A 23,710-nucleotide genomic window follows, 5' to 3' on the forward strand; every position below is an offset into this window, starting at 1 on the left:
GAGACACCATGACGGTGCTGTTCGTGACGGGTACCGGCACCGGGATCGGCAAGACCGTGACGACGGCGGCGCTGGCCGCGGCGGCGCTCGCGGCGGGCCGTTCGGTGGCCGTGCTCAAGCCGGCGCAGACCGGCGTCGGGCCGGACGAGCCGGGTGACGCGGCGGAGGTGGCGCGGCTGGCGGGAGCTGTGACGGCGGAGGAGCTGGCGCGGTTCCCCGAGCCGTTGGCCCCGGCGACGGCGGCCGCGCGGGCGGGCCGGGCGCAGGTCGGGCCGCAGGAGGTCGCCGACGCCGCCGAGAAGCTGGCGGCCTCGCACGATCTGGTGCTGGTGGAGGGCGCGGGCGGGCTGCTGGTGCGGTTCGACGCGGACGGTCACACCCTCGCGGACGCGGCGCGGCGGGCGAACGCACCGGTGCTGGTGGTGGCGGAGGCCGGTCTCGGCACGCTCAACGCGACCGCGCTGACCGCGCTGGCCCTGCGCAGCCACGGCCTGCGCTGCGCGGGTGTGGTGATCGGCAGCTGGCCGGCCGAACCGGACCTGGCCTCCCGCTGCAACCTCGACGACCTGCCCGCGGCGGCGAACGCCCCGCTGCTCGGCCTGGTCCCGGAGGGCGCCGGAAGCCTGCCGCCGGCCGCGTTCCGCTCCGCGGCCCCAAGGTGGCTGGCCCCCGCGCTCGGCGGCTCGGGGGCGTTCCGGCTGCCGGGCTGAGCGGGGCCGGGGCCGGCCGGATCCGGTGAGAGCCGCGGGGCGCACCGTCCGGGAGCGGTACGGCGCCCGGGGCCGCGCCCGTCCGGCGGGCCCCGGGATCAGCGCCGTGGCGGCGGTCAGTCCAGGGCCGCGCCCTTGCGTTCGGGGATGAGGAACATCGCGGCCATGTCCAGGACGTAGAGGACCGCGAGCAGGCCGATGGCCTTCTGGAAGCCGAAGCTCCCGGCGACCAGTGCGACGACGAGCGGGGCGAAGCCGCCGACGCCGCGGCCGAGGTTGAACAGCACGTTCTGCGCGGTGGCGCGGGCGTGCGTCGGGTACAGCTCGGCGATGAGCGCGCCGTAGCCGCCGGTCATGCCGTTGACGAACGCGCCCATGACGGCGCCGCCGATGAGCAGCGCGACGGGCGTGGTGAGGGTGGCGTAGGCGAGGACGGTGACGACCGCGCCCGCCTGGAAGAGCCAGAAGGTGGGGCGGCGGCCGATGCGGTCGGCGAGGTGGCCGAAGGCGAGGATGCCGCAGGCCATCCCGAGGACGGTGACGGCGGTCCAGGCGCCGGACTTGGTGAGGCTGTAGCCGAACTGCTGGGAGAGATAGCTGGGCAGCCAGGTCATCAGGCCGTAGTAGCCAAAGTTCTGGACCGAGGTCAGGACGAGGACGCCGAGGGTGGCGCGGCGCGCGGCGGGCGTGCCGACGAGGCTGCGCAGCGGTGCGGTGGCCGGGCGGGCGCGGTCGGCTGCGGCGGTGAACGCGGCCGGCTCCCGCATGGTGCGGCGGAAGCAGAACGCGGCGAGGGCGGGCACCACGCCGAGCGCGAAGAGGGCGCGCCAGCCCCAGGCGTTGATGACGGGCGCGGAGACGAGGGCGGCGGCGAGGACACCCGCCTGCCAGCCGAGGCCGACGTACGAGGTGCCGCGGGCGCGTTTGCGGCTGGGGAACGCCTCGGCGGCGAGCGCCATGCCGATGCCGAACTCGCCGCCGATGCCCATCCCGGCGAGGAAGCGGAAGGCGGCGAGCTGCGGGAAGTCCTGGGCGAGGGCGGTGGCGCCGGTGAAGACGGCGAAGAGCACGATCGACCAGGACAGCACCCGGATCCGGCCGAGGCGGTCGGAGAGCATCCCGAAGAGGAGGCCGCCGGCGACGCAGCCGATGAGGGTGAGGGTGGTCAGCGATCCGGCCTGGGTGGACGTCAGGTGGAGTCCGGCGGTGACGGCGGAGAGCGCGAAGCTGAGGATGAGGAGGTCGAAGCCTTCGAGGCCGTAGCCGACGGCGGAGGCGACGACGGCCTTGCGGGCGTAGCGGTCCGCGGCGGCGTCGGGCGCCGCGGGATCCGCGGCCGTCGTCTCGGAGAGGGGTGTGGGGGCCGGCGCGGGGTGCTGGGGCATGCGTCCTTCAGTGCTGCGTACGGAGCGGGGGCGACCTGCCGACCTGGGGGGTCAACGGCCGGGCCGAAGGCGGTCGGTGTCTCCCGTACGGGATGCCGCCGGTGCCGCGTGCCCACCGTGTCCGGCCGCGCGCGGGGCCGAAGGGCCATTCTAGAGGGCGTGGCGCGATTCGTTCGCACGGGCGCCCGATCGCGCGGCCGGGCGCCGGCGTCAGACCGTCCAGCTGCGCAGTTCGTCGGCGATGGCGGAGAGTTCGGTGGTGTCGTCCTTGACGAGGCGGGCGAGGTCGCGGACGCGCTCGGGCGAGGTCGCGATCTTCAGGCCGCTGGCGACCAGGTAGCCGTAGGCCACGGCCGTCGCGAACATCGCGTTGGACCGCTCCAACGCCGGTACGCGCAGCAGGATTTGGAGGAGCGCCGCGGCGCGGTCCGGGGGGTCGGTGTAGACGGGGACGCCGAGGATCTCCGCTTCATGGCGGCTGACGGCGGCGACGAGGGCGCCCCAGTCGGTGACCGCGGGGTCGCCCGGGGTGTGCTGTTCGGCGATGAGGAGGAGCCAGGCGAGGTCGATGCGGAGCGTCACTTCTTGCCCGGGTGTCCTTCCCTGCCGCCGGCCGCGCCGCGCCCGGGCCCCGCCGCACCGCGGCCGAATTCCTCGGCGAAGACGCGCTCGTACTGCTTCATGAAGTCGGAGGCCGCCTCGACGAAGGTCTGGCCGGCCTCTCCGGCGTCCCGGAGGACGAGTTCCTCGATATAGCGATTCACGCTCACTCCCCGCTGCAGGGCCCGCTCCCGGGCCGCCTCGGCGGTGGCTTCGTCCACGCGGACGTTCAACTGTGTTTTCGCCACTTCTTCACGCTAGCGCGCATCTGCTAGCACCGGCAAGCGGCCGGCGGGGGCGGCAAGCGGAGCCGTACGCCCCGCCCCACCCCGCGGCGCGCGCCCCGGCGCGGCTCAGGGACCGGGCCGGGCGCCGCTGCCGTGCGGGGCGAGCGGGACCGTCGCGGAGGGCGAGGCGTCCGGGGCCGCGGCGGGTGCGGCGTCCCCGTCCGCGGGCCCGTGGCCGAGGGCGTGCACGCACAGCCCGGCGAGGATCAGCGCGAGCCCGAGCCAGCCGATCGGCGCGGGCGCCGCGACGCCGAGCAGCAGCGCCTCGCCGAGCAGGGTGAACGGCACCTCGGCCGCCTGCGTCGCCTCGACCGCGCCGAGCGCCGCGGGGTGGTCGCGGACGAGGTCCGTCGCGCGGAAGAAGAGCGTCGTGGCGAGGACGCCGGAGGCCAGCGCGACGATCACGGACTGCACCAGCTGCCCGCCGGACGGCGGCCCCGCGGTGATGCCCGCGGTGGCCGCCAGCACCAGCCACAGCGGCAGCGAGCCGAGCGTCATCGCAAGGGTCCGCTGGACGCCGTCGAGCCCGTCGGTGCCGAGCAGCATGCGGTTGCCGAGCGGGTAGGCGACCGCCGCGATCAGCACCGGGACCACCACCGTGAACGCGGTGGCGGCGCCCGTGTCCCCGGCGTGTTCCAGCTGGGTCAGGACGACGCCGATGACGATCAGCACGGAGACCAGGACGGTGCGCAGCGGGACCCGGCCGCCGCCCAGCGCGCCGATGGCGATGCCCGCGACGATGACCAGCTGCCAGGTCGAGGCGACCAGCCATCCGGCGCCCGCCTGGGACGCCCAGGCGAGCGGCGCGTAGAAGAGGCCGAAGCCGATCGTCGACCACAGGAGCCAGCGGGCGGGGCGGGTGCGCAGGCTGCGCAGCACGGCGGGCAGACCGCCGCGGACCGCGACCAGGGCGGTCATCGGCACCACCATGAAGAGGTAGCGCAGGCTCGCGGTCCACAGCCACGAGCCGCCGGACAGGCTCATCGCCCGGTTGAGCACGAAGCTCATGGCGAATCCGGCGGCGGCGAGGATGCCGAGGGCCATGGGCGTGGCGAGGGCCGGTGTCCGGCGCGGGCGGCCGGGGCGTATCCGCACAGTCGTCTCTCCCGTGTCGAGGCCGTCGCGCCGGGCGGGCGCGCGTCCGAGCAGCTGACATCTGAAATGTCAGTGGTTTCCGGCCACGGTACGGCACCCGGCACGGCCCGCGGCGCCCGGCCCCGGCACCCCCGCGGCGGCGCCTTAGGATCGCCTGGTGACCGCACTGGAACCGGTCCCGAGAAGGCTGCTGCGCGACGAGGCGTACGACGCGCTGCTGGAGGCGATCGTCTCCGGTGAGCTGCCTCCCGGGCAGAAACTCAACGACGCCGAGCTGGCCGCGCGCCTGGGCCTGTCCCGCGCGCCGGTCCGCCAGGCCCTGGCGCGATTGGCCGGGGAGCGCCTGGTGGAGTCGAAGCCGCAGAGCTACACGCGGGTCGCGCCGGTCGACGCGCAGGAGACCCGGGACGCGCTCGCGGTGGTGCAGGCGATGCACGCACTGGCCGTACGGGAGGCGGTGCCGCGGCTGACCGCCGGCGATCTGGGGCGGATGCGGGCGGCCAACGAGGACTTCGTCCGCGCGCTGGACGCCGAGGACACCACGGCGGCGCTCACCGCGGACGATGCGCTGCACGCCGTCCCGGTCGAGGTCTGCGGCAACGCCGCGCTCGCCGAGACGGTGCGCCGGTACACGCCGCTGCTGCGCCGGTGGGAGCGGCTCCGGTTCTCCGGGGCGGCGGCGCGCTCCTCGGCCGCCCGGCACGACGCGCTGATCGACGCCTGCGCGGTGGGCGCGACGGAGACCGCGGTGGCCCTGTCCGGGGAGATCTGGAGCGGTCTGGGCACGACGGCGGACTGAGCGTCTGCCCGGGACCGTTCGCGCACGGTCCCGGGCAGGCGCTCAGTCCGTGTTCCGGCGGCTAGCGGGCCGTTTCCGTCCAGGTGACCGGCAGGGCGTGGACGCCGTAGATGTTCATGTCGGTCCGCAGCGGCACCTGGTCGGCGGGGACGGCGAGGGCGAGGTCCGGGAAGCGGCGCAGCAGTGCCGCGAACCCGGCGCGCATCTCGATCCGGGCCAGCTGCTGGCCCAGGCACTGGTGGACGCCGTGCCCGAAGGAGAGATGGCCGCGGGCGTTGCGTCGGATGTCCAGCGTGTCGGGGTCATCGAAGCGGCGGGGGTCGCGGTTGGCGGCCAGCAGGGAGACGACGACGGTCGAGCCCTCGGGAATGATCTCGCCGCCCAGCTCGATGTCCTCCGTGGCGTAGCGGTAGAAGATGTCGGCGACGGACAGGTACCGCAGCAGCTCCTCGACGGCGCCCGGCATCAGCTCCGGTTCGGCGCGCAGTGCGGCCAGTTGCCCGGGGTTCTCCAGGAGCGCGAAGGCTCCCAGGCCCAGCAGGTTGGCGGTGGTCTCGTGGCCCGCGAGCAGCAGCAGGAAGGCGATGCCGGTCAGTTCCTCGGCGGTGAGGTCGTCGTGGCGGGCCAGATCGGAGAGGAGGTCGTCGCCGGGTGCGGCGCGCTTGCGGGCGACCAGCTCGGCGAGGTACGAGGTCATCGCGCCGTACGCGGCGATCTTCTCCTCCAGCGGCTGTTCCTTGAGCATGAAGCGGGCGGAGTTGGCCTGGAAGGTGTCGCGGTCCTCGTAGGGGACGCCGAGCAGTTCGCAGATGACCAGCGAGGGCACCGGCAGCGCGAACTCCTTGACCAGGTCGACCGGCGGGGCCAGATGCGCGAGGGCGTCCAGCTGCCGCTCGACGATGTCGGCGAGGTGCGCCTCAAGGCTTCTCATCCGCTTGACGGTGAACGCACCGGTGAGCTTGCGCCGCAGCCGGGTGTGGTCCGGCGGGTCCATGGCGATGAACAGGCCCGGCACCTGCGGTGACGGTTCGGTCGGCACGGGCATGCCCGGCGTCTCGTACGGGATGTGGAGGACGCCGAGGTCCTGGCGGGAGCTGAACCGGTTGTCGGCCAGCAGCTGCCGGGCCTCCTCGTGGCCGGTGACCAGCCGTCCCTCGTGCCCGTCGGGGAAGCGCAGCGGGCTGACGGGGCGTGCGTCGCGCAACCGGGATATCGCCCGGGGCGGGTCGAAGGGACCGGCGTCGCGCTCCATCGGGAGGCCGAGCGGGACGGATGCGGTGGAAGACATGGGGTGCCCTTTCATGGCGGGATAGCGCTGGGACATGGGCATGACACGGATGAGCCCGTGCGGCGGCAGGTACATGAGAGGTACGGAGCCTTTCCCCGGCGACGGCGGAAGGCGGGACCCGGCGGTGGCCGGGGGCCGGCGCCGGCGGTCAGCGCCGGGCGCGGAGGATCTCGATGTTGCCGTGGCGGGTGCGGGCGTGGATCTCGACCGTGTCCTCGGCCGCGCCCGGGGCTTCGGCGGAGGTGAGCGCGTTGCGTACCTGACCGGACGAGGAGGAGGCGTCGATCCAGGCGGCGGTGGATTCGCGGATGCCGACCTCGATCGAGCCGGAGGCGGTCTCCAACTGCACGCTGCCGCGGGCGACATCGGCCAGCCGCAGGGCGCCGTGCGCGGTGGTGGCGGTGACCGGCCCCTCGGCCCGGGCGATGTCGATGTCGCCGTGGGCGCCGCTGACCCGCAGCTCCCCGGTCACGGCGGCGACGGTCGTGGTGCCGTGCGAGTTCTTCAGGGTGGCCGGACCGTCGACCGTCCCGACCCGCAGACTGCCGGAGCTGGTGGCGATCTCCGCCGCGCCCTCGACCCGGCCGACGGTGACCGAACCGTGGGCGGCGGTCAGCTGGAGCGGCCCGGTCTCATCGAGGCGGACGTCACCGGCCGAGGTCTTGACGCGCACCTCACCGAGCCGCCCCTCGCCCAGCACCTGCACCCAGGCGCCGGCCGCCTCGACGCGCGAGCCCGCGGGCAGTTCGACGGTCACGTCGACGGTGCCGGTGCGCCCGAGGAGGTAGCGCGGCTTGGGCGTCCGGAGCGTCAGCACCCCGCCCGCGAAGGAGACTTCGGCCTGCTCGGCGGCCCGGACGTCCTGATCCCGCTTCGGGTCGCGGGGCCGTACGCCGACGACCGTGTCGCGGCGCTCCCCCGCCAGGAGTTGAAGGGAGCCGGCGTCCAGATGAGCGGCGACCGCGATCGGCCCGGGGGTGTCGAAAGAAGGCATGGCTGAACCGTCCTCGTGAGTCCTTGGAGCGTCCCCGCAGGTGGGGGACGGTGTGAAGTGGTACGTGTACGGCTGTGCGGCTACGGGCCCCGGCGCGGCGCGCGCTAGCGCACCCAGCCAGTGAAGCGCTGTCCCACCGTCTGGGCCCGCTGGGTGGTGACCGGCCGGGCGCCGCCGTCGACCGCGGACGACACCGCCCGCACCAGCCAGGCGTTGACCGACAGTCCCTCGCGGCCCGCGGCCTCCTCGGCGCGCGCCTTGAGGGCGGCCGGTAGGCGGAGGTTGACGCGGGCCGTGCCGCCCTCGTCGCCCTCGACGGGCGGCTGCGCCGTGAGCGGCTCCACCGGCGCGGCGGTCTCCGCCACGGGGGCGGCGGGCGGCGGTGTCACCACGAAGTCCGGGTCCAGACCCCGCAGCCGCACGTCGACCGACCCCGGCGCCAGCTCCCGGGTGATCTCGTCCATCGCGGCGGAGAGCACATGCAGCATCACCAACCGGCTGGCCGACTCCAGCGGGGCGGTGAGCCGCTCCGCCAGATCGCGGGCGTCCCCCCCACCGGCTTCGGCGGCCACCGCGAGTTCACGGCGGAGAGTGTCGACATACGGGGTGAGATCCATGGCGTCATGGTGGCATCACAATGGCGCCATGCGCAAGCCTGCGCGATGGCAGATCCCAGGAAGGCCCCGGGACACGTCCACGACCTGCGAGAACGCAGAAAATCCAGCAATCCTCGGGATGCCGCAGCGCGCGTCTTCACATCCGAGGCGACGCCCCATGGCACAGAATGGCACCATCTGGCATCACGCAGCGCCAGCGATGGCGCCACGTGCCCCACGGCCACCCCCGCCCCTCCCCAGCACTCCCCGAAAGATCGCTCCGTACCGGCGCCGCGCATGGTTGCATGGGCCCGTTCGGACGCACCCGAACACGCCCACGGGTACCGGGCCTCGGGTACCCGCCACCAAGGGGGATCGCATGTCCCGACCGTTCCGCTTCGGACTCAACATCCTCAACCTCGGCACCGGTGCCGCCTGGCGCCGCACCTGCCGCCGGGCCGAGGAACTGGGCTACGACGTACTGCTCGTACCGGACCATCTCGGCCGCCCGGCACCGTTCCCGGCGCTGGTCACCGCCGCGGAGGTGACCTCCAGGCCGCGGGTCGGCACGTTCGTCCTCAACGCCGGCTTCACCAACCCCGCGCTGCTCGCCCGCGAGGTGGCCACCACCGACGCGCTCACCGGCGGGCGGCTGGAGCTGGGCCTGGGCACCGGCTACGTCCGCGCCGAGCACGAGACGGCGGGGCTGCCCTGGGGCTCCCCCGGCGCGCGCGTCGACCATCTGACCCGCACCGTCGAGGAGTTGGGCCGGCTGCTGGGCGACCCGGAGGTCACCCCGCAGCCGGCGCAGCAGCCGGGTCCGCCGCTGCTGATCGGCGGCAACGGCCCGCGGATGCTGCGGCTGGCCGCCGCGCACGCGCAGATCACCGCGTTCTCCGGCGTCCGGCAGGCGGCCGGGCGCACCGAGGGCACACTGGAGCTGATGTCCGCCGAGGAGGTGGCGGATTCGGTGGCCCGCTACGCGGGATACGAGGAGGCCGCCGGGCGCACCACACTGGCCGAGCGGAACATCCTGGTCCAGCGGGTGGTGGTGACCGACGACCGCCGGGCGGCGGCGCGGGAGTTGGCGGCGGAGGGCCTGGGGCTCGACGCGAAGCAGCTGTTGGAGGCGCCGACGCTGCTCATCGGGACGCCCGCCGAGATGGCGGACCAACTCCGCGAGCGGCGCGAGCGGTTCGGGTTCTCGTACATCACCGTGCTGGATCCGGTGATGGAGGCGTTCGCGCCGGTGATCGCGGAGATGCGGCGCGGCTGACGGCCGGGCGGGTCCGCGGGGTCCAGCTGGGCCCCGCGGGCCGGGCGCGGGGCGACCGCCCGCATCGTGGAAAGGGTTCGACGTCCGCGCGGGGCCGTTGATGGGATGGCGCCATGAGTGATCATCTTCGTATCCGCTGCGCCCGCCTCTCCGACATCGACGCCGTACTCCGCTTCTGGCGTACGGCCGCGGAGGGCACCAGCATCAGCGACGACCACGACGGCATGACCCGGCTGCTGACCCGCGACCCGGAGTCCCTGCTGCTGGCCGAGCGGGACGGGGAGTTGGTGGGGACGGTCATCGCCGGGTTCGACGGGTGGCGGTGCTCGGCCTACCGGCTGGCCGTCGATCCCGGCCACCGCCGGCAGGGCGTCGCCACCGCCCTGATGGACGCGGCGCAGGAGCGGTTCCGGGCGCTGGGCGGCCGCCGGATCGACGCCATGGTCCTGGAGGCCAACGAACCGGCGCACCACACCTGGGCCGCCGCGGGCTACCACCGCGAGGACCACTGGCGACGCTGGGTGAAGCCGCTGCCCGCGGAGGGCTGAGCCGGCCGTCGCCACACCCTGGGGCTTCCCGCCGGACCGCGCAGGTCCAGCGGGAAGCCTCGTTCACTTCTCTCACCAAATCCCCTGCACTGCCGCCCGGTTGACGTACCGCGCGCCCCTATCCCCTCCGTATATACATCGCGCGTATACACACGTTATATAGTCGGCTTTCCCGTCGTCCGGCGGGATGTTCGACTCGTTCTGGAGGACCACCGTGCTCAGGGGCACTTCGCTACTTCCCGCCCGGAAGGGGCGCGCGTCCGCGGCGGACCGGACGGGAGACGGCCCCCGGCCCGCGGGCGGCGGGGCGCGGCTGGCCGCCATCGACGGGCTGCGGCTGGTGGCCGCCGTCGCGGTGGCCGCGTACCACTTCCTGGGGACGACCACCCCGCGCTTCTGGGACGGGTACGACCTGCGGGAGGCCGTTCCGGCGCTGCACGAGGTCAGCCGCTACGGCTGGCTCGGCGTGGAGTTCTTCTTCCTGATCAGCGGGTTCGTGATCTGCATGAGCTGCTGGGGGCGGACCCCGGCGCAGTTCGTCGTCTCGCGGGTGTCCCGACTGTTCCCCACGTACTGGTGCGCGGTGCTGCTCGTCGTGGCGCTGGTGGTGACCGCGCGGGTGGCGCATCTGGAGGCGGCGACGCCGATCGATCCCCGGACGGTGCTGGGGAATCTGACGATGGCGCCGGGACCGATGGGGCTCACGCTGATCGACGGGGTCGCGTGGACGCTGTGGGTGGAGGCGCGGTTCTATCTGCTGATGGCGCTGATGCTCTTCATCGGACTCACCTACCGCCGCATGATCGCGTTCTGCGGCGCCTGGCTGACGCTGGCGCTGCTCGCCCGCGAGCTGCACTCCAAGACGCTCGACGCGGTCGTGCTGAGCCAGTACGCGGGCCTGTTCGTCACCGGCATCGCGCTCTATCTGATGCACCGCTTCGGGCAGAACATCGTGCTGTGGCTGCTGGCCGGGTTCGCCTGGTGCTACGAGCTGACGGTGCTGGGCGACCGGGTGGCCTCGCACACCGTGAAGCCCGCGGCGGGCGGCGCGCTCTCCTGGGGCGTCTGCGCCGCGCTGCTGACCTTCTTCCTCGTCGTGCTGGCGCTCGCGGCGTTCGGTCCGCTGGCCCGGATACGGTGGCGCGCCCTCGTCACGGCGGGCGCGCTGACCTATCCGTTCTACCTGGTGCACCAGAGCATCGGCGTGCCGGTGGCCAAGGGGCTGCTCAAGATGGCGCCGGGACTGGGCCTGCTGCCGTCCGTGGCGACGGGGCTCATCTTCGCCCTGCTGCTCTCCTACGCCCTGTACCGCCTGGTCGACCGGCCCGTCGGGCGGGCCCTGCGCCACCACCTCACCCGCGGGATGCACCCGGCGGACCGCACGGCCGGTCCCGGCGCACCGCCGCGGCAGCCCACGACCGGCGGCGCGGAGACCGCACCGCGCCCGGTGCCCAGCGGCGTGTGACGCGCGCCGGGCAGGCGCACGAGCAGACACGGAACAGCACAAGGGGCCGCCTCCCGCGAGGCGGCCCCTTCCGCATGCCCTTTAGCCCCACACCGCATTCACCGCATTGACTTTTGCCGGTCCTTTACCATGGTGGGGTTCTTTCTCCTGTACGCAGGCGCATCCGGCGCCCGTACGACTCCCCGACGAAAGGTGTGTGAGCGTCCAGCCATGGGCGAACCTCCCAGTTGCCGAGCCTGCTCGCGACAGAGCGCGAACCTCCGGATCCTGTTCGATCATGGGACGGAGGTGACCCGATGACCGAGCTGCTCCTCCTGGCCCTGGCGCTCCTGCTGACGCTGGCCTGCGGCGTCTTCGTCGCGGCCGAATTCTCGTTGACCACCGTCGAGCGCAGCGATCTGGAACGCGCCTCGGAGCGCGGCGAGCGCGGCGCGGCGAACGCGCTCAAGGCCGTCCGCCGCCTGACCTTCCAGCTCTCCGGCGCCCAGCTGGGCATCACGGTGACGGGTCTGGTCATCGGCATGCTCTCCAAACCGGCGCTGGCCACCCTGCTCGCCGGTCCGCTCGACGCGATCGGGCTGCCGGACACCGCCGCCCGGTCCGTGGCGCTGGTCCTCGGCACGGCGATCTCCACCGTCGTCCTGATGGTCGTCGGCGAGCTGGTCCCCAAGAACTGGGCGATCTCCAGCCCGCTGCCCGTCGCGAAGCGGGTCGCGGGGGTGCAGCGGGCGTTCAGCGCCGTGTTCTCCCCGCTCATCGGCCATCTCAACGCCACCGCGAACCACACCGTGCGCCGGATGGGTCTGGAGCCCGCCGAGGAGCTGGCGTCCGCCCGCGGGCCGCAGGAGCTGGTGGCGCTGGCCCGGCACTCCGCCAAGGAGGGCGCGCTGGAGCCGGACACCGCCGAGCTGTTCGTCCGCACCCTCAACCTCCCCGGTCTCACCGCCGAGAACGTCATGACCCCCCGCGTCCAGGTCACCGCCCTGGATCTGCAGGCCAACGCCGAGGACGTCGCCAACGCGACGCGGGCGACCGGTCTGTCCCGCTTCCCCGTCTACCGCGGCAGCCTCGACGGTGTCGTCGGCGTCGCGCACATCAAGGACGTGCTGGCCATCCCGGCCCAGCTGCGCGCCCGCCGCCCGGTGTCCGAGCTGCTGCGCGAACCGCTGCTGGTCCCGGCGACGCTGCCGGTCGACCAGCTCCTGGACCGGCTCTCCGGCAAGCGCACCATGGCCGTGGTGATCGACGAGTACGGCGGCACCGCTGGTGTCGTCACCCTGGAGGACATCGTCGAGGAGGTGGTCGGCGAGGTCCGTGACGAACACGACCCGATGGAGACCCCGGACCTCGCCGCCGCGGGCCGCGACCCCGAGGGCCACGCCCTCTACCACGCCGACGGCGCCGCCCGCACCGATCAGCTCGCCCGCATCGGACTGCGGCTGCCCGAGGGCCCGTACGAGACGCTGGCCGGGGTGATCGCCGCCGAACTGGGCCGGATCCCGGCCGAGGGCGACACCGTGGAGGTGGCGGGCTGGACCATGGACGTGCTCGACGCGTCCGGGCGCCGCGCCGCGCGGGTGCTGCTGCGCGCACCGGCCGCACAGCCGCCCGGTGACCGGGGACGGGAGGCCGGCCGATGACCGTGCTGCAGATCTTCGTCGGGCTGCTGACCCTCGTCGTCAACGCGTTCTTCGTGGGCGCCGAGTTCGCGCTGATCTCGGTGCGCCGCAGCCAGATCGAGCCGCACGCCGACGAGGGCGACCGCCGCGCGCACCGGGTGCTGTGGGGGCTCCAGCACGTCTCGGCGCTGCTGGCCACCGCTCAGCTCGGCATCACGCTGTGCACGCTGGTGCTGGGCGCGGTCGCCGAACCGGCCATCGCCCACCTGCTGGAGCCGCTCTTCGACGCGGTGTCGGTGCCGGACGCGCTGGTCCACCCGGTCTCGTTCGTGATCGCGCTGGCGCTCGCGACCTATCTGCACATGCTCTTCGGCGAGATGGTGCCGAAGAACGTGGCGCTGGCCGAGCCGGTGCGCACCGCGCTGCTGCTGGGGCCGCCGCTGGTGGCGCTGACCCGGGCGCTGCGTCCGGTGATCTTCGCGGTCAACAAACTGGCCAACGGGGCGCTCCGGCTGCTGCGGGTGGAGGTCAAGGACGAGGTCACGGCGACGTTCTCGGACGATCAGCTGGCCCGGATGGTCGACGACTCGCGCGCGGCGGGGCTGCTGGACGAGCGCGCCAAGGAGCGGCTGCGGGACGCCCTGGAGCTGGGCCGGCGGCCGGTGCGCGATGTGGTGCTGCCGGTGGAGAAGGTCGTCTCGGCGGGCCTGGGGATCACCCCGGAGGGCCTGGAGCGGCTGGCCGCGGCGTCCGGGTTCTCGCGCTTCCCGGTCGTCGACGACACCCATCGGATCGTGGGATATCTGCACGTCAAGGACGCGCTGGACGCGATGCCGCGGGAGGTGCCGTTCCCGGTGTCGGCGATGCGGCCGATCGCCCGGGTGCGGGCCGCGACGCCGCTGGACGACGTGCTGACCGCGATGCGCGGCTCCCGGACGCATCTGGCGGCGGTCATCGGTGAGGGCGGCACGCTGGCCGGGCTGGTGACGATGGAGGACGTGCTGCGCGAACTGGTGCTGCAACAGCCGGCCGGCTGAGCCCCACGGCGCTCCCCCGCGACCGCGCGGCACCCCGCCCTACCCACCGTCTGACCGATCGGTTAGTTTACTGACCGATCGGTCAGGCAGGGTGCGCCGACGGCGGTGTGCCATGCGCCCTGGCCGGTCGCTGCGCCGCGCCGCAGGGGCGGCGGCCGACACGAGGGGGCACGGACATGGCACGCACCACCTGCTGCATCGCCGGCGGCGGACCCGCCGGAATGATGCTCGGACTGCTGCTGGCCAGGGCGGGGCTGAAGGTCACCGTCCTGGAGAAGCACGCCGACTTCCTGCGGGACTTCCGCGGCGACACCGTCCATCCCTCGACGCTGCGCCTCCTCGACGAACTGGGGCTCGGCGCGGAGTTCGCCAAGATCCCGTTCCCCCGGCTGGAGGAGATGCGGACCCGGATCGGCGACACCACCGTGGTTCTGGCCGACATGCGCCGCCTGCCCGGGCGGCACCCGTACATCGCGATGGTCCCGCAGTGGGACTTCCTCGATCTGCTCGCCCGCGCCGCGGCCGCCGAGCCCTCCTTCTCGCTGCGGATGTCCACCGAGGTCACCGGGCTGCTGACCGAGGGCGGCCGGGTGAGCGGCGTCCGCCTGCGCGACGCGGACGGCCGCGCCGGCACCCTCACCGCCGATCTCACCGTCGCCTGCGACGGCCGCGGCTCGGCCGTGGCGGCCGCCGCCGGACTGCGCCAGGAGCAGTTCGACGTGCCGATGGACGTCTGGCAGGTCCGGGTCGACGCCCCGGCCGACGCGCACACCTCCGGCCGGGTCTTCGCCCGCTTCGGCGGCGGACAGGCGGCCGTCACGATGGACCGCGGCGACTACTTCCAGACCTCGTACCTGATCGGCAAGGGCCGCGACGCCGAACTGCGGCGCCTGGACGTCCAGTGGCTGCGCGACCGGCTCGGCGCGCTCTTCGGCTGGGACGCGCAGGTGACCGGCACGATCGCCTCCTGGGACGACGTCAAGCTGCTGGAGGTGACCTTCGGGCGGCTGCGCCGCTGGTACCGGCCGGGGCTGCTCTGCATCGGGGACGCGGCGCACACCATGTCGCCGGTGGGCGGCGTCGGTGTCAACATCGCCCTGCAGGACGCCGTCGCGGCCGCCCGGATCCTCGCCGCTCCGCTACGCGCGGGCACCGTCTCCGTCCGCGATCTGGCGCGCGTCCAGCGCCGGCGGCGACTGCCGCTGACGGTCGCGCAGAAGGCCCAGCACACCGAGCACGGGCTGATCACCGCCGCGCTCGACGGCACCCTGGACGCGCACCGGCTGCCGCTGATGCTCCGGCTGCTGCGCCGGGTGCCGCCGCTGCGGACGGTCACCGGCTACGTGGGCGGCATCGGGATCCGCCCGGAGCGCGTCCCGCCGTTCGCCCGGCGGGGGTGAGCCGGTCCGGGGCGCGGGCGGTACGGGGGTCCGGCCGCGCCCCGGGCCGAGGACGCGTGGACGCGGGCGCGCCGCTCAGTCCCGCGGCTCGATCGCGTACCGGGTGAACGCCTCCAACTCGGCGGTGGCCGCGTCCAGATCGAGGTCCGGGTGGGCCAGCCAGTGCGCGATGACCCCGTCGATGGCGCCGCCGATGGCGAGCGCGACGGTGCGGGTGTCGCACCGCCGCAGCCGCCCGGCGTCCTGACCTGCGGCGAGCAGCGCGGCCAGGAACTGCCAGCGGCCGTGGGTGTCGTGCGAGCCGGGCGTCTTGAGCCGGGTGCCGCCCTCGTCGTCGAGGAGCATCTCGGTGATCACCCGGACCTGGCTGCGGTGCGCCCGCTGGTAGCCGATCATCGCCCGGACGTAGGCGAGCACCGCCTCCCGCGGATCGTCCTCCTTCGCCACCTGCTCGGTGACGTACCCGGCGAACGCCTCCAGGACCTGCGTGAGCGTGGCGCGGGTGAGGTTGTCCTTGGAGGAGAAGTGGTAGAGGACCGCCGCCTTGGACAGACCCGCGCGCTCCGCGATGGCGGCGAGCGAGGTCGCCGGATAGCCGCGGGCGGCGATCAGCTCGATCGTGCAGTCGATCAGCTGCTGCCTGCGGGCGCTCTCCGTGAAGGTCGGCGTGGCGCTCCCCGCGCCGCGGCGAGGCGTCATCGCGGACCCACCCCTGTTCGTTCGTCGTGTACCGGCCGGAAGCCGACCGTACACCGCGGGATAGGATCGCCGCGCCATGGAGATGAATGCCCGCTACACCAGTTTTGTCGCGGTCGGCGACAGCTTCACCGAGGGAATGTCGGACGGCCTGCCGGACGGCACCTACCGCGGCTGGGCCGATCTGCTCGCGGCCCGCCTCGCCGCCCGCACACCCGGCTTCCGCTACGCCAACCTCGCCGTCCGCGGCAAGCTCATCGGCCAGATCGCCGACGACCAGGCCGGGCCCGCGGCCGCGATGGGCGCCGATCTGGTCACGATGGTCGGCGGGCTCAACGACGTGCTGCGGCCCAAGTGCGAGGTGGCGCAGGTCTGCGAACGGTTCTCGGCCGCGGCGGCGGTCCTGGCCAGGGGCGGCGGACAGCTGGTGCTGATGCGCAGCCCCGGCCGCCAGGGCCCGGTCCTGGAACGCTTCCGGCCGCGGATGGAGCAGCTGTACGCCCACATCGACGCGGTCGCCGCCCGGCACGGCGCGCTCGTCGTCGACCTCTACGCGTCCCGGGCGCTGGCCGATCCGCGGATGTGGGCCGACGACCGGCTGCATCTGACCGCCGAGGGACACCGGCGGGTGGCGGAGGCCGTCTGGCAGACGCTGGGGTTCGCCGCGGAGAGCGACTGGGACGCCCCGCTGCCGCCCGCGGCGACACCGGGCTGGCGCGCACGGCGCTCGGCGGACGTGCGGTTCGCCCGCGAGCATCTGGTGCCGTGGATCGGCCGGCGGCTGACCGGCCGCTCCTCCGGGGACGGCCGGTCCGGCGCCCAGTTCAGCGCCGAGCTGGGCCGGGCCTTCTGGGTCACCCCCGCGGACCACGCGGACCCGGGCCCGGTGACGGGGTGGCGCCGGGTGGAGCCCTGACGCGGGGCCGGTGGCCGGACCGGCCGTCCGATCAGGCGCGGGTCACGGCTTCAACGTCGCGACTCGGGCGTTGACGAGGATGTTCCTGTCGCCGGGGAACTCGTCGGGGACGAAGTCCAGCTTCACCCCCGGCTTGAAGACCAGGCAGTGGGTGGAGCCGCCGTAGTGGAACGAACCGAGCTGGTCACCGCGCTTGACCTGTTGGCCGGGCTGGACGGTGACCTCGCAGGAGGAGACCTCGGCCATGCCGATGGCGGCGAAGGCCATCAGGCCGACGGCCGGCTGCGTGGCCTCGATGTAGACCACCGCACGGGCGGCGAGATGGGCGATGTACCCCTGTGACAGGTCCGGGGCGGCGACGTCGCAGAGGGCGGCGGGCGTCTGCGAGTAGTACGTGCCGGGGATGTTGCGGACGGCCTTGACCGTGCCGTCGACGGGGCTGTGCCAGCGGTGGTAGTTGAGGGCGCTGAGGAACGCCTGGTAGACGGTGCCTCCGACGAAGTCCTTCGGATCCGGCTCGTCCGCGCCCTTGTGTGCGGAGTCGAGGAGGTAGGCGAGGGCGTACGGCTGGCCCTTGAGCCAGAACGTGTCCTGCAGCTTGATGTCGCGGGCCAGCCGGTAGGGGACGGACTCGGCGGCGCTGGTGACGGTCTTCGGGTCCGTGTCGACGGGGCGTGCGCCTTCCCGGAGCTCGCGTGTGAAGAAGTCGTCCCATGACGTGAAGCCGTAGTGCGGGGCCGCGGGATCGCACACGAAGGTCTTCTCGAAGTCCGGCATCGCGGCCAGGGCTTCCTTGCTGAACCAGTGGCCCGGCTCCGCATCGAGCACATAGGTCGAATCATCGCTCGTCAGATACTCGCTCCACTCGTCGAGCATGTTCTTGAGCGCCTTGTTCACCTCGCTGTCGAGGAACGCCGCGAAGCCCGCCTGGGTGCCTATCGCCCAGTTGAGGATCGCGTTGATCGGGAAGCCGACGAGTCCTGACGTGTTGAACTCCGGAGCGCTCTGGATGGCCTCGTTGAACAGCAGCAGCAGCTGCTCGACCGTCTTCACCTGCGGATAGCCGGTCGGCGTCTCGCGGTGGGACAGCTGCCACAGCATGTCGTGGAAGAGCATGTAGATCTTCGGGTCTTTGTTGATCAGGTCGCGGAGGGCGGCGACGGAGGGCTTCAGCTCCTCCGTTTCGAGCGACCGGCCCTCGATCTCCCTGATGCGGTCGTCCAGCCAGCCCCGCAGGAAGTCCGGGTCCGACGGGAGCCATTCGCCGGCGCGCACGGTGGAGAAGAGTTCCATGGTTTGCCTCACCTGGGGATGTCCGGCCTTGCCCGGGGCAGATCTCGTCCTGCCGCAAGGACCGTGTTCCGGATGTGGAAGCCCGCGGCGGCGCAGGAGCCATGGCCGGCGGGCGCGTGGGCAGCTCACCCCCGGTCCTCGTTCAGGAGCCGCAGCAGATGGCATTCGGCGTCGGTCATCGCCGTCAGCTCGCCGACGTTCACGCTCTCGGGCGAGGAGTGGATGCGGCACAGCGGCTCCTCACAACCGATCAGGAGCACCGTCGCCTTGGGGTTGATCTGCTGAAGCGCGGTGACCAGGGGTATCGCGCCCCCGTCACCGGTGAACACGACCTGCTTGCCGGGATACGCCTGCTCCATGGCCTTCTTGGCCATCGCGTAGCCGGGCCGGCTGGTGTCCGCCCGGAACCCCGCACCGGAGTCCGCCTTCTTGACCTCGACGACGGCGTTCCAGGGGTTCAGCTCGGGCCGCTTGACGAACCGCTCCAGTTCCGCGAGGGCGTCCTCCGGCTTCTCCTGCGGGGCGATGCGCAGGCTCACCCGGGCACTTGCCGTCGCGGTCAGCTGGTTGACGGGCGCGGAGTACGGCGGCGGACCGCTCAGCCCGACGACGTTGACGGACGGACGCCCGTACAGCCGGCTGCCGAGCGTGTCGCTGCCGATGAGGTTCACGTCCGGCAGCACCCCCGCTTCGGTGCGGAAGGCGGCTTCCCCGGGTTCCTTGCCGTTCCAGTGCTCCCGGACCAGGTCCGGTATCGCGACATCGCCCGGGTCGTCGAGGAGCGCCGCGAGGATGCGTACTAGCGCCATGAAGGCGTCGGGCGGCGGGCCTCCGTAGACGCCGCTGTGGACGGGCGCCTTCAGCGTGCTGACGGTGATGTCCACGGCCACCACGCCGCGCAGGCTGGTGGTGAGGGTCGGCTCGCCGAGCTTGTAGTTGCCCGTGTCGGCGACGACGATGACATCCGCCTTGAACAGGTCCTTGTTCTTCCGCACGTACCCCTCAAGGGTGTCGCCGGACTCCTCCTCCCCTTCCAGGACGATCTTCAGGGGGACCGGTGGCCTGCCGCCGAACGCGCGGAGCGCACCGAGGTGCATCATGACCCCCGACTTGTCGTCGGCGGCGCCCCGGCCCTGCACACGGGTGCGGTTGTCGATGTACCGCGGATTCCAGGCCTCTTGCCAGCCGCCGTCCGCCACCACGTCGTAGTGGGCGTACAGCAACGCCGTGGGCGCGTCCGCGGCGGCGTCGTCGGATGCGCAGGTGGCGTAGACCAGCGGGGCGTTCTTGTCGGGGTCGCCGATGCACTTCTGCTCGACGTGGTCGGGCTTGACGCCCGCCTCCGTCAGCTTCTTCTGGCACCAGTTCGCGGCGTCCTGCACGGGTTTCAGGTTCTTCTCGTCGTAGACCGACCGGATTTTGATGAACTCCATCAGATCCGCGACCAGGTCCTCCTTCAACTGGTCGGCCCGGACGGCCGGTTCGTCGTGGACAGTCATGTTCCTGGCTCCTCGGGACGAGGACGTGGGTCACGGCAGCCGTGGTTGCTGCTGGGTGATGCAGTGGGCGCCGCCGCCGCGCTCGAACAGCGGCCTGGCGTGGACCGGGAAGACGTCGCGCCCGTAGGCGTCACGAAGGATGACGTTCGCGCGGTTGTCGTTTTCGTCGTCGAAGTTGCACGCGATGACGGCCTCATTGCAGACCACATGGTTGATGTAGCTCCAGTCGAGCCACTCCCCCGCCTCGGTCAGCTTTTTCGGCGCCGGCACCCTGGTGACGGTCAGCGGCTTGCCCTGGATGTCGGTGGCCTGGCTCAACAGCTCCACGGCGCGGTTCGACACCTCGTGGTCGGGATGGTCGGGGTTCTCCTGGCTGTGGACGAGGACCTGGCCCGGTGCGGCGAAGGTCGCGACGAGGTCGATGTGTCCGCGCGTGCCGTAGGGCGAGTAGTCGGCGGTGAGGCCCCGGGAGAGCCAGATCAGCTTGCACTCGCCGTAGACGCGCGCGAATGCCTCCTCCACCCGCTCCCGTGTCCAGCCCAGGTTCCGGTAGGGGTCCAGCATCACCGTCTCGGTGACCAGGAACGTGCCCTGTCCGTCGGTGTGGATGCCGCCGCCTTCGGCCACCAGTTCCGACGGGATGATCTCGGCCGCCGCCTGGTTCGCGATCGCTGTCGCCACCCGGGCGTCCCAGGCCCATCTCGTCCAGGGCTGGGCACCCCAGGCGTTGAACACCCAGTCGACCGCGCCCAGCCGCTGACGGTCGTCGACGACGAAGGTCGGCCCGGTGTCACGGGCCCAGCCGTCGTCGTGCCGGACCACCATCAAGGTCGCGTCGGGCACCCACTTCTTCGCCTGTCCCTTCTCTTCCTCCGTCACCAGGATCGTGACGGGCTGGCCTCCGTGCTTCAGGATCGCGTTGGCCACGGCGGCCCAGACGGCCCTCGCCTCGTCGGGGTCCGAACCGGGCGGGTACCACTGGACGGGCCAGGCCATCCAGGTCCGCTCCTGAACCTCGGTCTCGGCGGGCATCCGCCACATACCGCGCTCCGGGGCACTCATCGCTCCTCCGTCCCGCTCGGCCGCACCACCTGGACGGTCTCGTCGGACGGCCCGTGCGGACGGTTTCACGCCGGCGTCGACGGAGTGGCCGGGGAAAACGCCGAGCCTGGATCTCCGTTGTGCCCCCTCCTTCCATCGTAGGAATCCCGCCCATCGGCGCACCCGGGCGCGCCGATGGGCGGTCATGCGGTCAACTCGGTGGCGGGGTCCTTCGGACTTCCGGTAGGAGCTCGCGACCTGTCCGGCCAGAAGGGCGGCGCTCAGAGCATCGACGTGTCCTTGACGTCGATGTGGGTGGACCAGGACTCGTAGCCGCACACGTTGAACATCAGATGGGTCTGCCCCTGTGTGGCACCGCCGGGTGCGGACACCGCGACCCAGGCGGTGGACGTCGCGTCCTTCTTCGGCAGGGCCGGGTCGACGCCCGTGAACGTGAGGGTCTGACCGTCGCCCGACAGGGCCCCGAAGTAATGCTTCTCGCCGCCCTGGGCGGGCAGCACCGTGAGCTGGTAATTCCCCGCGCCGCCCTCGGCGACGAACTGCAGGCCCTTGCCCGGGGGAAGGGTCACGGTGATCTTCTGCGGGGGTACTTTGTCGGTCTTCTTGCTGGTCAGGACCACGCCCGGGTAGCCGGGGCCGCCGCCGATGTTCAGCGTCACATCGGGCGGTCCGCCCGGCCGTACCGAGAAGCCGAACACCACGTGGATCGGGGTGGAGGACGATTTCTGTCCTTCCACGTCGAAGGTCAGATCGGTGTCTGCCCGCGAGCCTCCGCAAGGGGCTTGCACGGCGACCCAGAGCGTGGACTTCGCGCCCTTCTTCGACAGGGCCGGATCGACGCCCGTGAACGTGAGGGTCTGGCCGTCATGTGACAGGGTCCCGAGGTAGTGCTTCGGATCGCCCTGGGCGGGCTGCACGGTGAGCTGGTACTGCCCCACGCCGCCCTCGGCGACGAACTGCAGGCCCTTGCCCAGGGGAAGCGTCACCTTGCAGGTCAGCGTGGGTACCGCGCCGTCCGCTGTGGCGGTCAGCACCACACCCGGGTAGCCGATCTTGCCGCCCACCAGCAGTTCCACGTCCGGCGGGCCTCCCGGTACCACCGAGAAAAGCGTCTGCGTTTCCAGGGTCGTGACAGCGTCGCTCATTCCGGGCTCCTTTCGATGCGTCGCGTGTGTCCCCGTTACGTGATGCGGACGGTCGTGGACGGCGAGGTGAGGGTGTCGACCGCGAACGTCAGGGACGTCTTGTCCGGCCGGGCGCCGGCGGGGGCCTTGACCGCGATCCAGGCGAGCGAGACCGAGTCCTTGCCGGAGAGGGCCAGGTCCACCGAGGTGGCCCGGAGCTGTCTCCCGTCGTCGGAGAGAGTGGCGTCGTGGAAGGTCTCGTGGCCGCCGGGGTCCTGCACGGTCAGCCGGTAGCGGGTCCCGGACTCGGGGACGAACTCCAGGCCCTGCCCCGGGGGCAGCGTCACCGAGACGTCCTTCGCGGGCACCGGTGCGTCGTCCAAGGCGCGGAACCTGACGCCCGGGTAGCCGGGCGGGCCGCCCGCGGTCAGCGTGACATCCGGCGGGCCGCCCGGCGACACCGAGAACCGGCCCGAGACCACGATGTGGACCGGGGTGGACCGGGAGGTGCGGCCGCCCACGTCGAACGTCAGGTGGGTGTCCGCGGGTTGGGTTCCGGCAGGGGCCTTCACCGCGACCCAAGCACTGGACGTCTTCCCCTTGCCAGAGAGGGCCAGATCCACGCCGCTGAACGTGAGCTGCTGCCCGTCGGGCGACAGCGTCCCGTAGTAGTGGGTCTCCCGCGTGCAGGCGTCCCGCACGGTCAGCTGGTAGCGGGCCCCGGCCTCGGCGACGAACTCCAGGCCCTGCCCCGGGGGCAGCGTCACCGAGACGTTCTGCGGGGCGAACGGGCCGCGTGTGCGGGCCTCCAGCCGCACCCCCGGATATCCCGTGCCGCAGCCCGCGGTCAACGTGACGTCCGGCGGCCCGCCCGGCGACACCGTGAAGACCGCGGCGGTGGACAGACCGGTGACCTTCCGGACCCGGTGGTGATTCGTGTCGGCGATGTGGACGCCGCCTTGTGCGTCCACGGCGACGCCGTTGGGTTCATCGAGCGAGAAGTGGTCGGCGGGAGTGCCGTCGCCGTTCCAGTGGGTGCTGCCGTTGCCCGCGATCGTGGTGATGTTCTTGGTGCCCGCGGCCACCCGGCGCACCCGGTGGTTGCCGGTGTCGGCGATGTAGACGTCGCCCTGCCCGTCCACCGCGACCCCGTAAGGCCTGTTGAGCTGGGCGCGGACGGCCGGTCCGCCGTCGCCGGAGAAGCCCTCGGAGTCGGTGCCCGCGATCACGCTGAACGCGGCCGAGGACGCATCCACCTTGCACACCCGGGAGTTGAGGGTGTCCGCGATGTACACGTCGCCCCGCGCATGCGCCGCGACGCCGTACGGGCGGTTCAGCTCGGTCTTCTTGGTGCCGCCCGCGACCGTGGTGACGTAGGCGGCCCCCACGTCCAGCTTCCGTACCCGGCAGTTGTCGACGTCGGCGATGTAGAGGTTGCCTGCGGCGTCCGTGGCGAGGGCGCCGGGGTTGTAGAGCTGGACCTGGTCGGCCGGCCCTTCCTCGCCCGAGAAACCCGCGGTGCCGGTGCCGGCCACCGTGGTGATCCGCCGTGCCGCCACGTCCACTTCGCACACCCGGTGGTTGCCGGTGTCGGCGACGTAGATCTTTCCCTGGGGGCTGACCGCGACGCCGTAGGGGCGGGACAGCCGGGTGTCGAGGGTGCCGCCCGCGACCGTGGTGATCTTCTTGGTCGCCGCGTCCACCCGGCGCAAACGGTCGTTGCCGGTGTCGGCGAGGTAGACATTGCCCTGCGCGTCCGTGGCGGCGGCGCAGGGGCGGGACAGCTCGGCGCGGACGGCCGGCCCGTCGTCCCCGGAGAAGCCCTTCGATTCGGTGCCCGCCACGGTGGCGACGGAGGACCGCTCCTCCGCGACCGGGGCCTCGGGGACCCCGACGGGTCCGCTCATCACCGACTCCTTCCCGCCTCGTATCGGATGGCGGATTCCGGTGATGCGCCCGTTCCGCCTCGCCCCGTTCGTCCCGGATCCACACTAGGCAGGTGCGGCCGCCGGCGCCCGCCG

22 protein-coding genes are annotated in these 23,710 nt (G+C 72.7%); 9 read left to right on the forward strand and 13 right to left on the reverse strand.

Features of this window, described 5'->3' with window-relative positions; all coding sequences use genetic code 11:
- Positions 1 to 8: 8 nt before the first annotated feature.
- Positions 9 to 710, forward strand: a complete 702-nt coding sequence (gene bioD, locus ABT345_RS04550; RefSeq protein WP_345081811.1) for a dethiobiotin synthase — start codon at positions 9 to 11, stop codon at positions 708 to 710.
- Positions 711 to 826: 116 nt separating this feature from the next.
- On the opposite strand, the gene ABT345_RS04555 is transcribed toward bioD, so the two are convergent.
- From ABT345_RS04555 to ABT345_RS04570, 4 genes are all read right to left on the reverse strand, one after another.
- Positions 827 to 2,095 (reverse strand): MFS transporter, encoded by a 1,269-nt coding sequence (locus tag ABT345_RS04555; RefSeq protein WP_345081813.1) that lies wholly within the window; start codon positions 2,093 to 2,095, stop codon positions 827 to 829.
- 210 nt (positions 2,096 to 2,305) lie between these two features.
- Positions 2,306 to 2,677, reverse strand: coding sequence for a fic family toxin-antitoxin system, toxin component (locus tag ABT345_RS04560; protein ID WP_345081816.1), 372 nt, complete (start codon positions 2,675 to 2,677; stop codon positions 2,306 to 2,308).
- Positions 2,674 to 2,943 (reverse strand): hypothetical protein, encoded by a 270-nt coding sequence (locus ABT345_RS04565; RefSeq protein WP_345081819.1) that lies wholly within the window; start codon positions 2,941 to 2,943, stop codon positions 2,674 to 2,676. Before ABT345_RS04565 ends, ABT345_RS04560 begins: the two co-directional genes overlap by 4 nt.
- Positions 2,944 to 3,048: 105 nt before the next feature.
- Positions 3,049 to 4,077: a DMT family transporter gene (locus ABT345_RS04570; RefSeq protein ID WP_345081822.1), complete on the reverse strand. Its 1,029-nt coding sequence runs from the start codon at positions 4,075 to 4,077 to the stop codon at positions 3,049 to 3,051.
- A 157-nt stretch (positions 4,078 to 4,234) separates the two neighbouring features.
- Between ABT345_RS04570 and ABT345_RS04575 the strand changes: the two genes are divergently transcribed.
- Positions 4,235 to 4,876 (forward strand): GntR family transcriptional regulator, encoded by a 642-nt coding sequence (locus tag ABT345_RS04575; RefSeq protein ID WP_345081825.1) that lies wholly within the window; start codon positions 4,235 to 4,237, stop codon positions 4,874 to 4,876.
- A 61-nt stretch (positions 4,877 to 4,937) separates the two neighbouring features.
- On the opposite strand, the gene ABT345_RS04580 is transcribed toward ABT345_RS04575, so the two are convergent.
- The 3 genes from ABT345_RS04580 to ABT345_RS04590 form a co-directional block, all read right to left on the reverse strand.
- Positions 4,938 to 6,164 (reverse strand): cytochrome P450, encoded by a 1,227-nt coding sequence (locus tag ABT345_RS04580; protein WP_345081828.1) that lies wholly within the window; start codon positions 6,162 to 6,164, stop codon positions 4,938 to 4,940.
- Positions 6,165 to 6,312: 148 nt separating this feature from the next.
- The gene (locus ABT345_RS04585) at positions 6,313 to 7,158 is read right to left on the reverse strand and encodes a DUF4097 family beta strand repeat-containing protein (protein ID WP_345081831.1); all 846 of its coding nucleotides are present in this window, start codon (positions 7,156 to 7,158) and stop codon (positions 6,313 to 6,315) included.
- Positions 7,159 to 7,262: 104 nt separating this feature from the next.
- The gene (locus tag ABT345_RS04590) at positions 7,263 to 7,775 is read right to left on the reverse strand and encodes a hypothetical protein (RefSeq protein ID WP_345081834.1); all 513 of its coding nucleotides are present in this window, start codon (positions 7,773 to 7,775) and stop codon (positions 7,263 to 7,265) included.
- Between the two features lie 358 nt (positions 7,776 to 8,133).
- Between ABT345_RS04590 and ABT345_RS04595 the strand changes: the two genes are divergently transcribed.
- From ABT345_RS04595 to ABT345_RS04620, 6 genes are all read left to right on the forward strand, one after another.
- Positions 8,134 to 9,030: a TIGR03621 family F420-dependent LLM class oxidoreductase gene (locus ABT345_RS04595; protein ID WP_345081837.1), complete on the forward strand. Its 897-nt coding sequence runs from the start codon at positions 8,134 to 8,136 to the stop codon at positions 9,028 to 9,030.
- 113 nt (positions 9,031 to 9,143) lie between these two features.
- Positions 9,144 to 9,578 carry a GNAT family N-acetyltransferase gene (locus ABT345_RS04600; protein ID WP_345081840.1) on the forward strand — a complete coding sequence of 145 codons (435 nt, stop codon included), beginning with the start codon at positions 9,144 to 9,146 and terminating at the stop codon, positions 9,576 to 9,578.
- 214 nt (positions 9,579 to 9,792) lie between these two features.
- Complete coding sequence (locus ABT345_RS04605) at positions 9,793 to 11,043, forward strand: acyltransferase family protein (RefSeq protein WP_345081843.1); 1,251 nt, start codon at positions 9,793 to 9,795, stop codon at positions 11,041 to 11,043.
- A 296-nt stretch (positions 11,044 to 11,339) separates the two neighbouring features.
- Positions 11,340 to 12,683 carry a hemolysin family protein gene (locus tag ABT345_RS04610; protein WP_345081846.1) on the forward strand — a complete coding sequence of 448 codons (1,344 nt, stop codon included), beginning with the start codon at positions 11,340 to 11,342 and terminating at the stop codon, positions 12,681 to 12,683.
- On the forward strand, positions 12,680 to 13,699 hold the full coding sequence (locus ABT345_RS04615; RefSeq protein ID WP_345081849.1) for a hemolysin family protein: 1,020 nt from the start codon (positions 12,680 to 12,682) through the stop codon (positions 13,697 to 13,699). Before ABT345_RS04610 ends, ABT345_RS04615 begins: the two co-directional genes overlap by 4 nt.
- A gap of 176 nt (positions 13,700 to 13,875) precedes the next feature.
- Entirely contained in the window at positions 13,876 to 15,099 is a 1,224-nt protein-coding gene (locus ABT345_RS04620; RefSeq protein ID WP_345081852.1) for an FAD-dependent oxidoreductase, read from the forward strand.
- Positions 15,100 to 15,174: 75 nt separating this feature from the next.
- Here ABT345_RS04620 and ABT345_RS04625 read toward each other — a convergent pair whose 3' ends face one another.
- Positions 15,175 to 15,798, reverse strand: a complete 624-nt coding sequence (locus ABT345_RS04625) for a TetR/AcrR family transcriptional regulator (protein ID WP_345081854.1) — start codon at positions 15,796 to 15,798, stop codon at positions 15,175 to 15,177.
- 76 nt (positions 15,799 to 15,874) lie between these two features.
- On the opposite strand from ABT345_RS04625, the gene ABT345_RS04630 reads away from it, so the two are divergent.
- On the forward strand, positions 15,875 to 16,711 hold the full coding sequence (locus ABT345_RS04630) for an SGNH/GDSL hydrolase family protein (RefSeq protein ID WP_345081856.1): 837 nt from the start codon (positions 15,875 to 15,877) through the stop codon (positions 16,709 to 16,711).
- Positions 16,712 to 16,753: 42 nt separating this feature from the next.
- On the opposite strand, the gene ABT345_RS04635 is transcribed toward ABT345_RS04630, so the two are convergent.
- The 5 genes from ABT345_RS04635 to ABT345_RS04655 all read right to left on the reverse strand — a co-directional run bounded on the left by ABT345_RS04635 (position 16,754) and on the right by ABT345_RS04655 (position 23,596).
- On the reverse strand, positions 16,754 to 18,004 hold the full coding sequence (locus ABT345_RS04635) for a phosphatidylserine decarboxylase family protein (protein ID WP_345081858.1): 1,251 nt from the start codon (positions 18,002 to 18,004) through the stop codon (positions 16,754 to 16,756).
- 125 nt (positions 18,005 to 18,129) lie between these two features.
- Positions 18,130 to 19,503, reverse strand: a complete 1,374-nt coding sequence (locus ABT345_RS04640; RefSeq protein ID WP_345081861.1) for a M20/M25/M40 family metallo-hydrolase — start codon at positions 19,501 to 19,503, stop codon at positions 18,130 to 18,132.
- Positions 19,504 to 19,533: 30 nt separating this feature from the next.
- Complete coding sequence (locus tag ABT345_RS04645) at positions 19,534 to 20,565, reverse strand: agmatine deiminase family protein (RefSeq protein WP_345081863.1); 1,032 nt, start codon at positions 20,563 to 20,565, stop codon at positions 19,534 to 19,536.
- A gap of 260 nt (positions 20,566 to 20,825) precedes the next feature.
- Positions 20,826 to 21,710 (reverse strand): hypothetical protein, encoded by an 885-nt coding sequence (locus tag ABT345_RS04650; protein ID WP_345081866.1) that lies wholly within the window; start codon positions 21,708 to 21,710, stop codon positions 20,826 to 20,828.
- Between the two features lie 35 nt (positions 21,711 to 21,745).
- Entirely contained in the window at positions 21,746 to 23,596 is a 1,851-nt protein-coding gene (locus ABT345_RS04655) for an NHL domain-containing protein (protein ID WP_345081869.1), read from the reverse strand.
- Positions 23,597 to 23,710: the final 114 nt, after the last annotated feature.

Origin of the sequence: Streptomyces sp. NPDC000404, from assembly GCF_040300365.1 — a bacterium.
GTDB lineage: Bacteria > Actinomycetota > Actinomycetes > Streptomycetales > Streptomycetaceae > Streptomyces > Streptomyces ramulosus.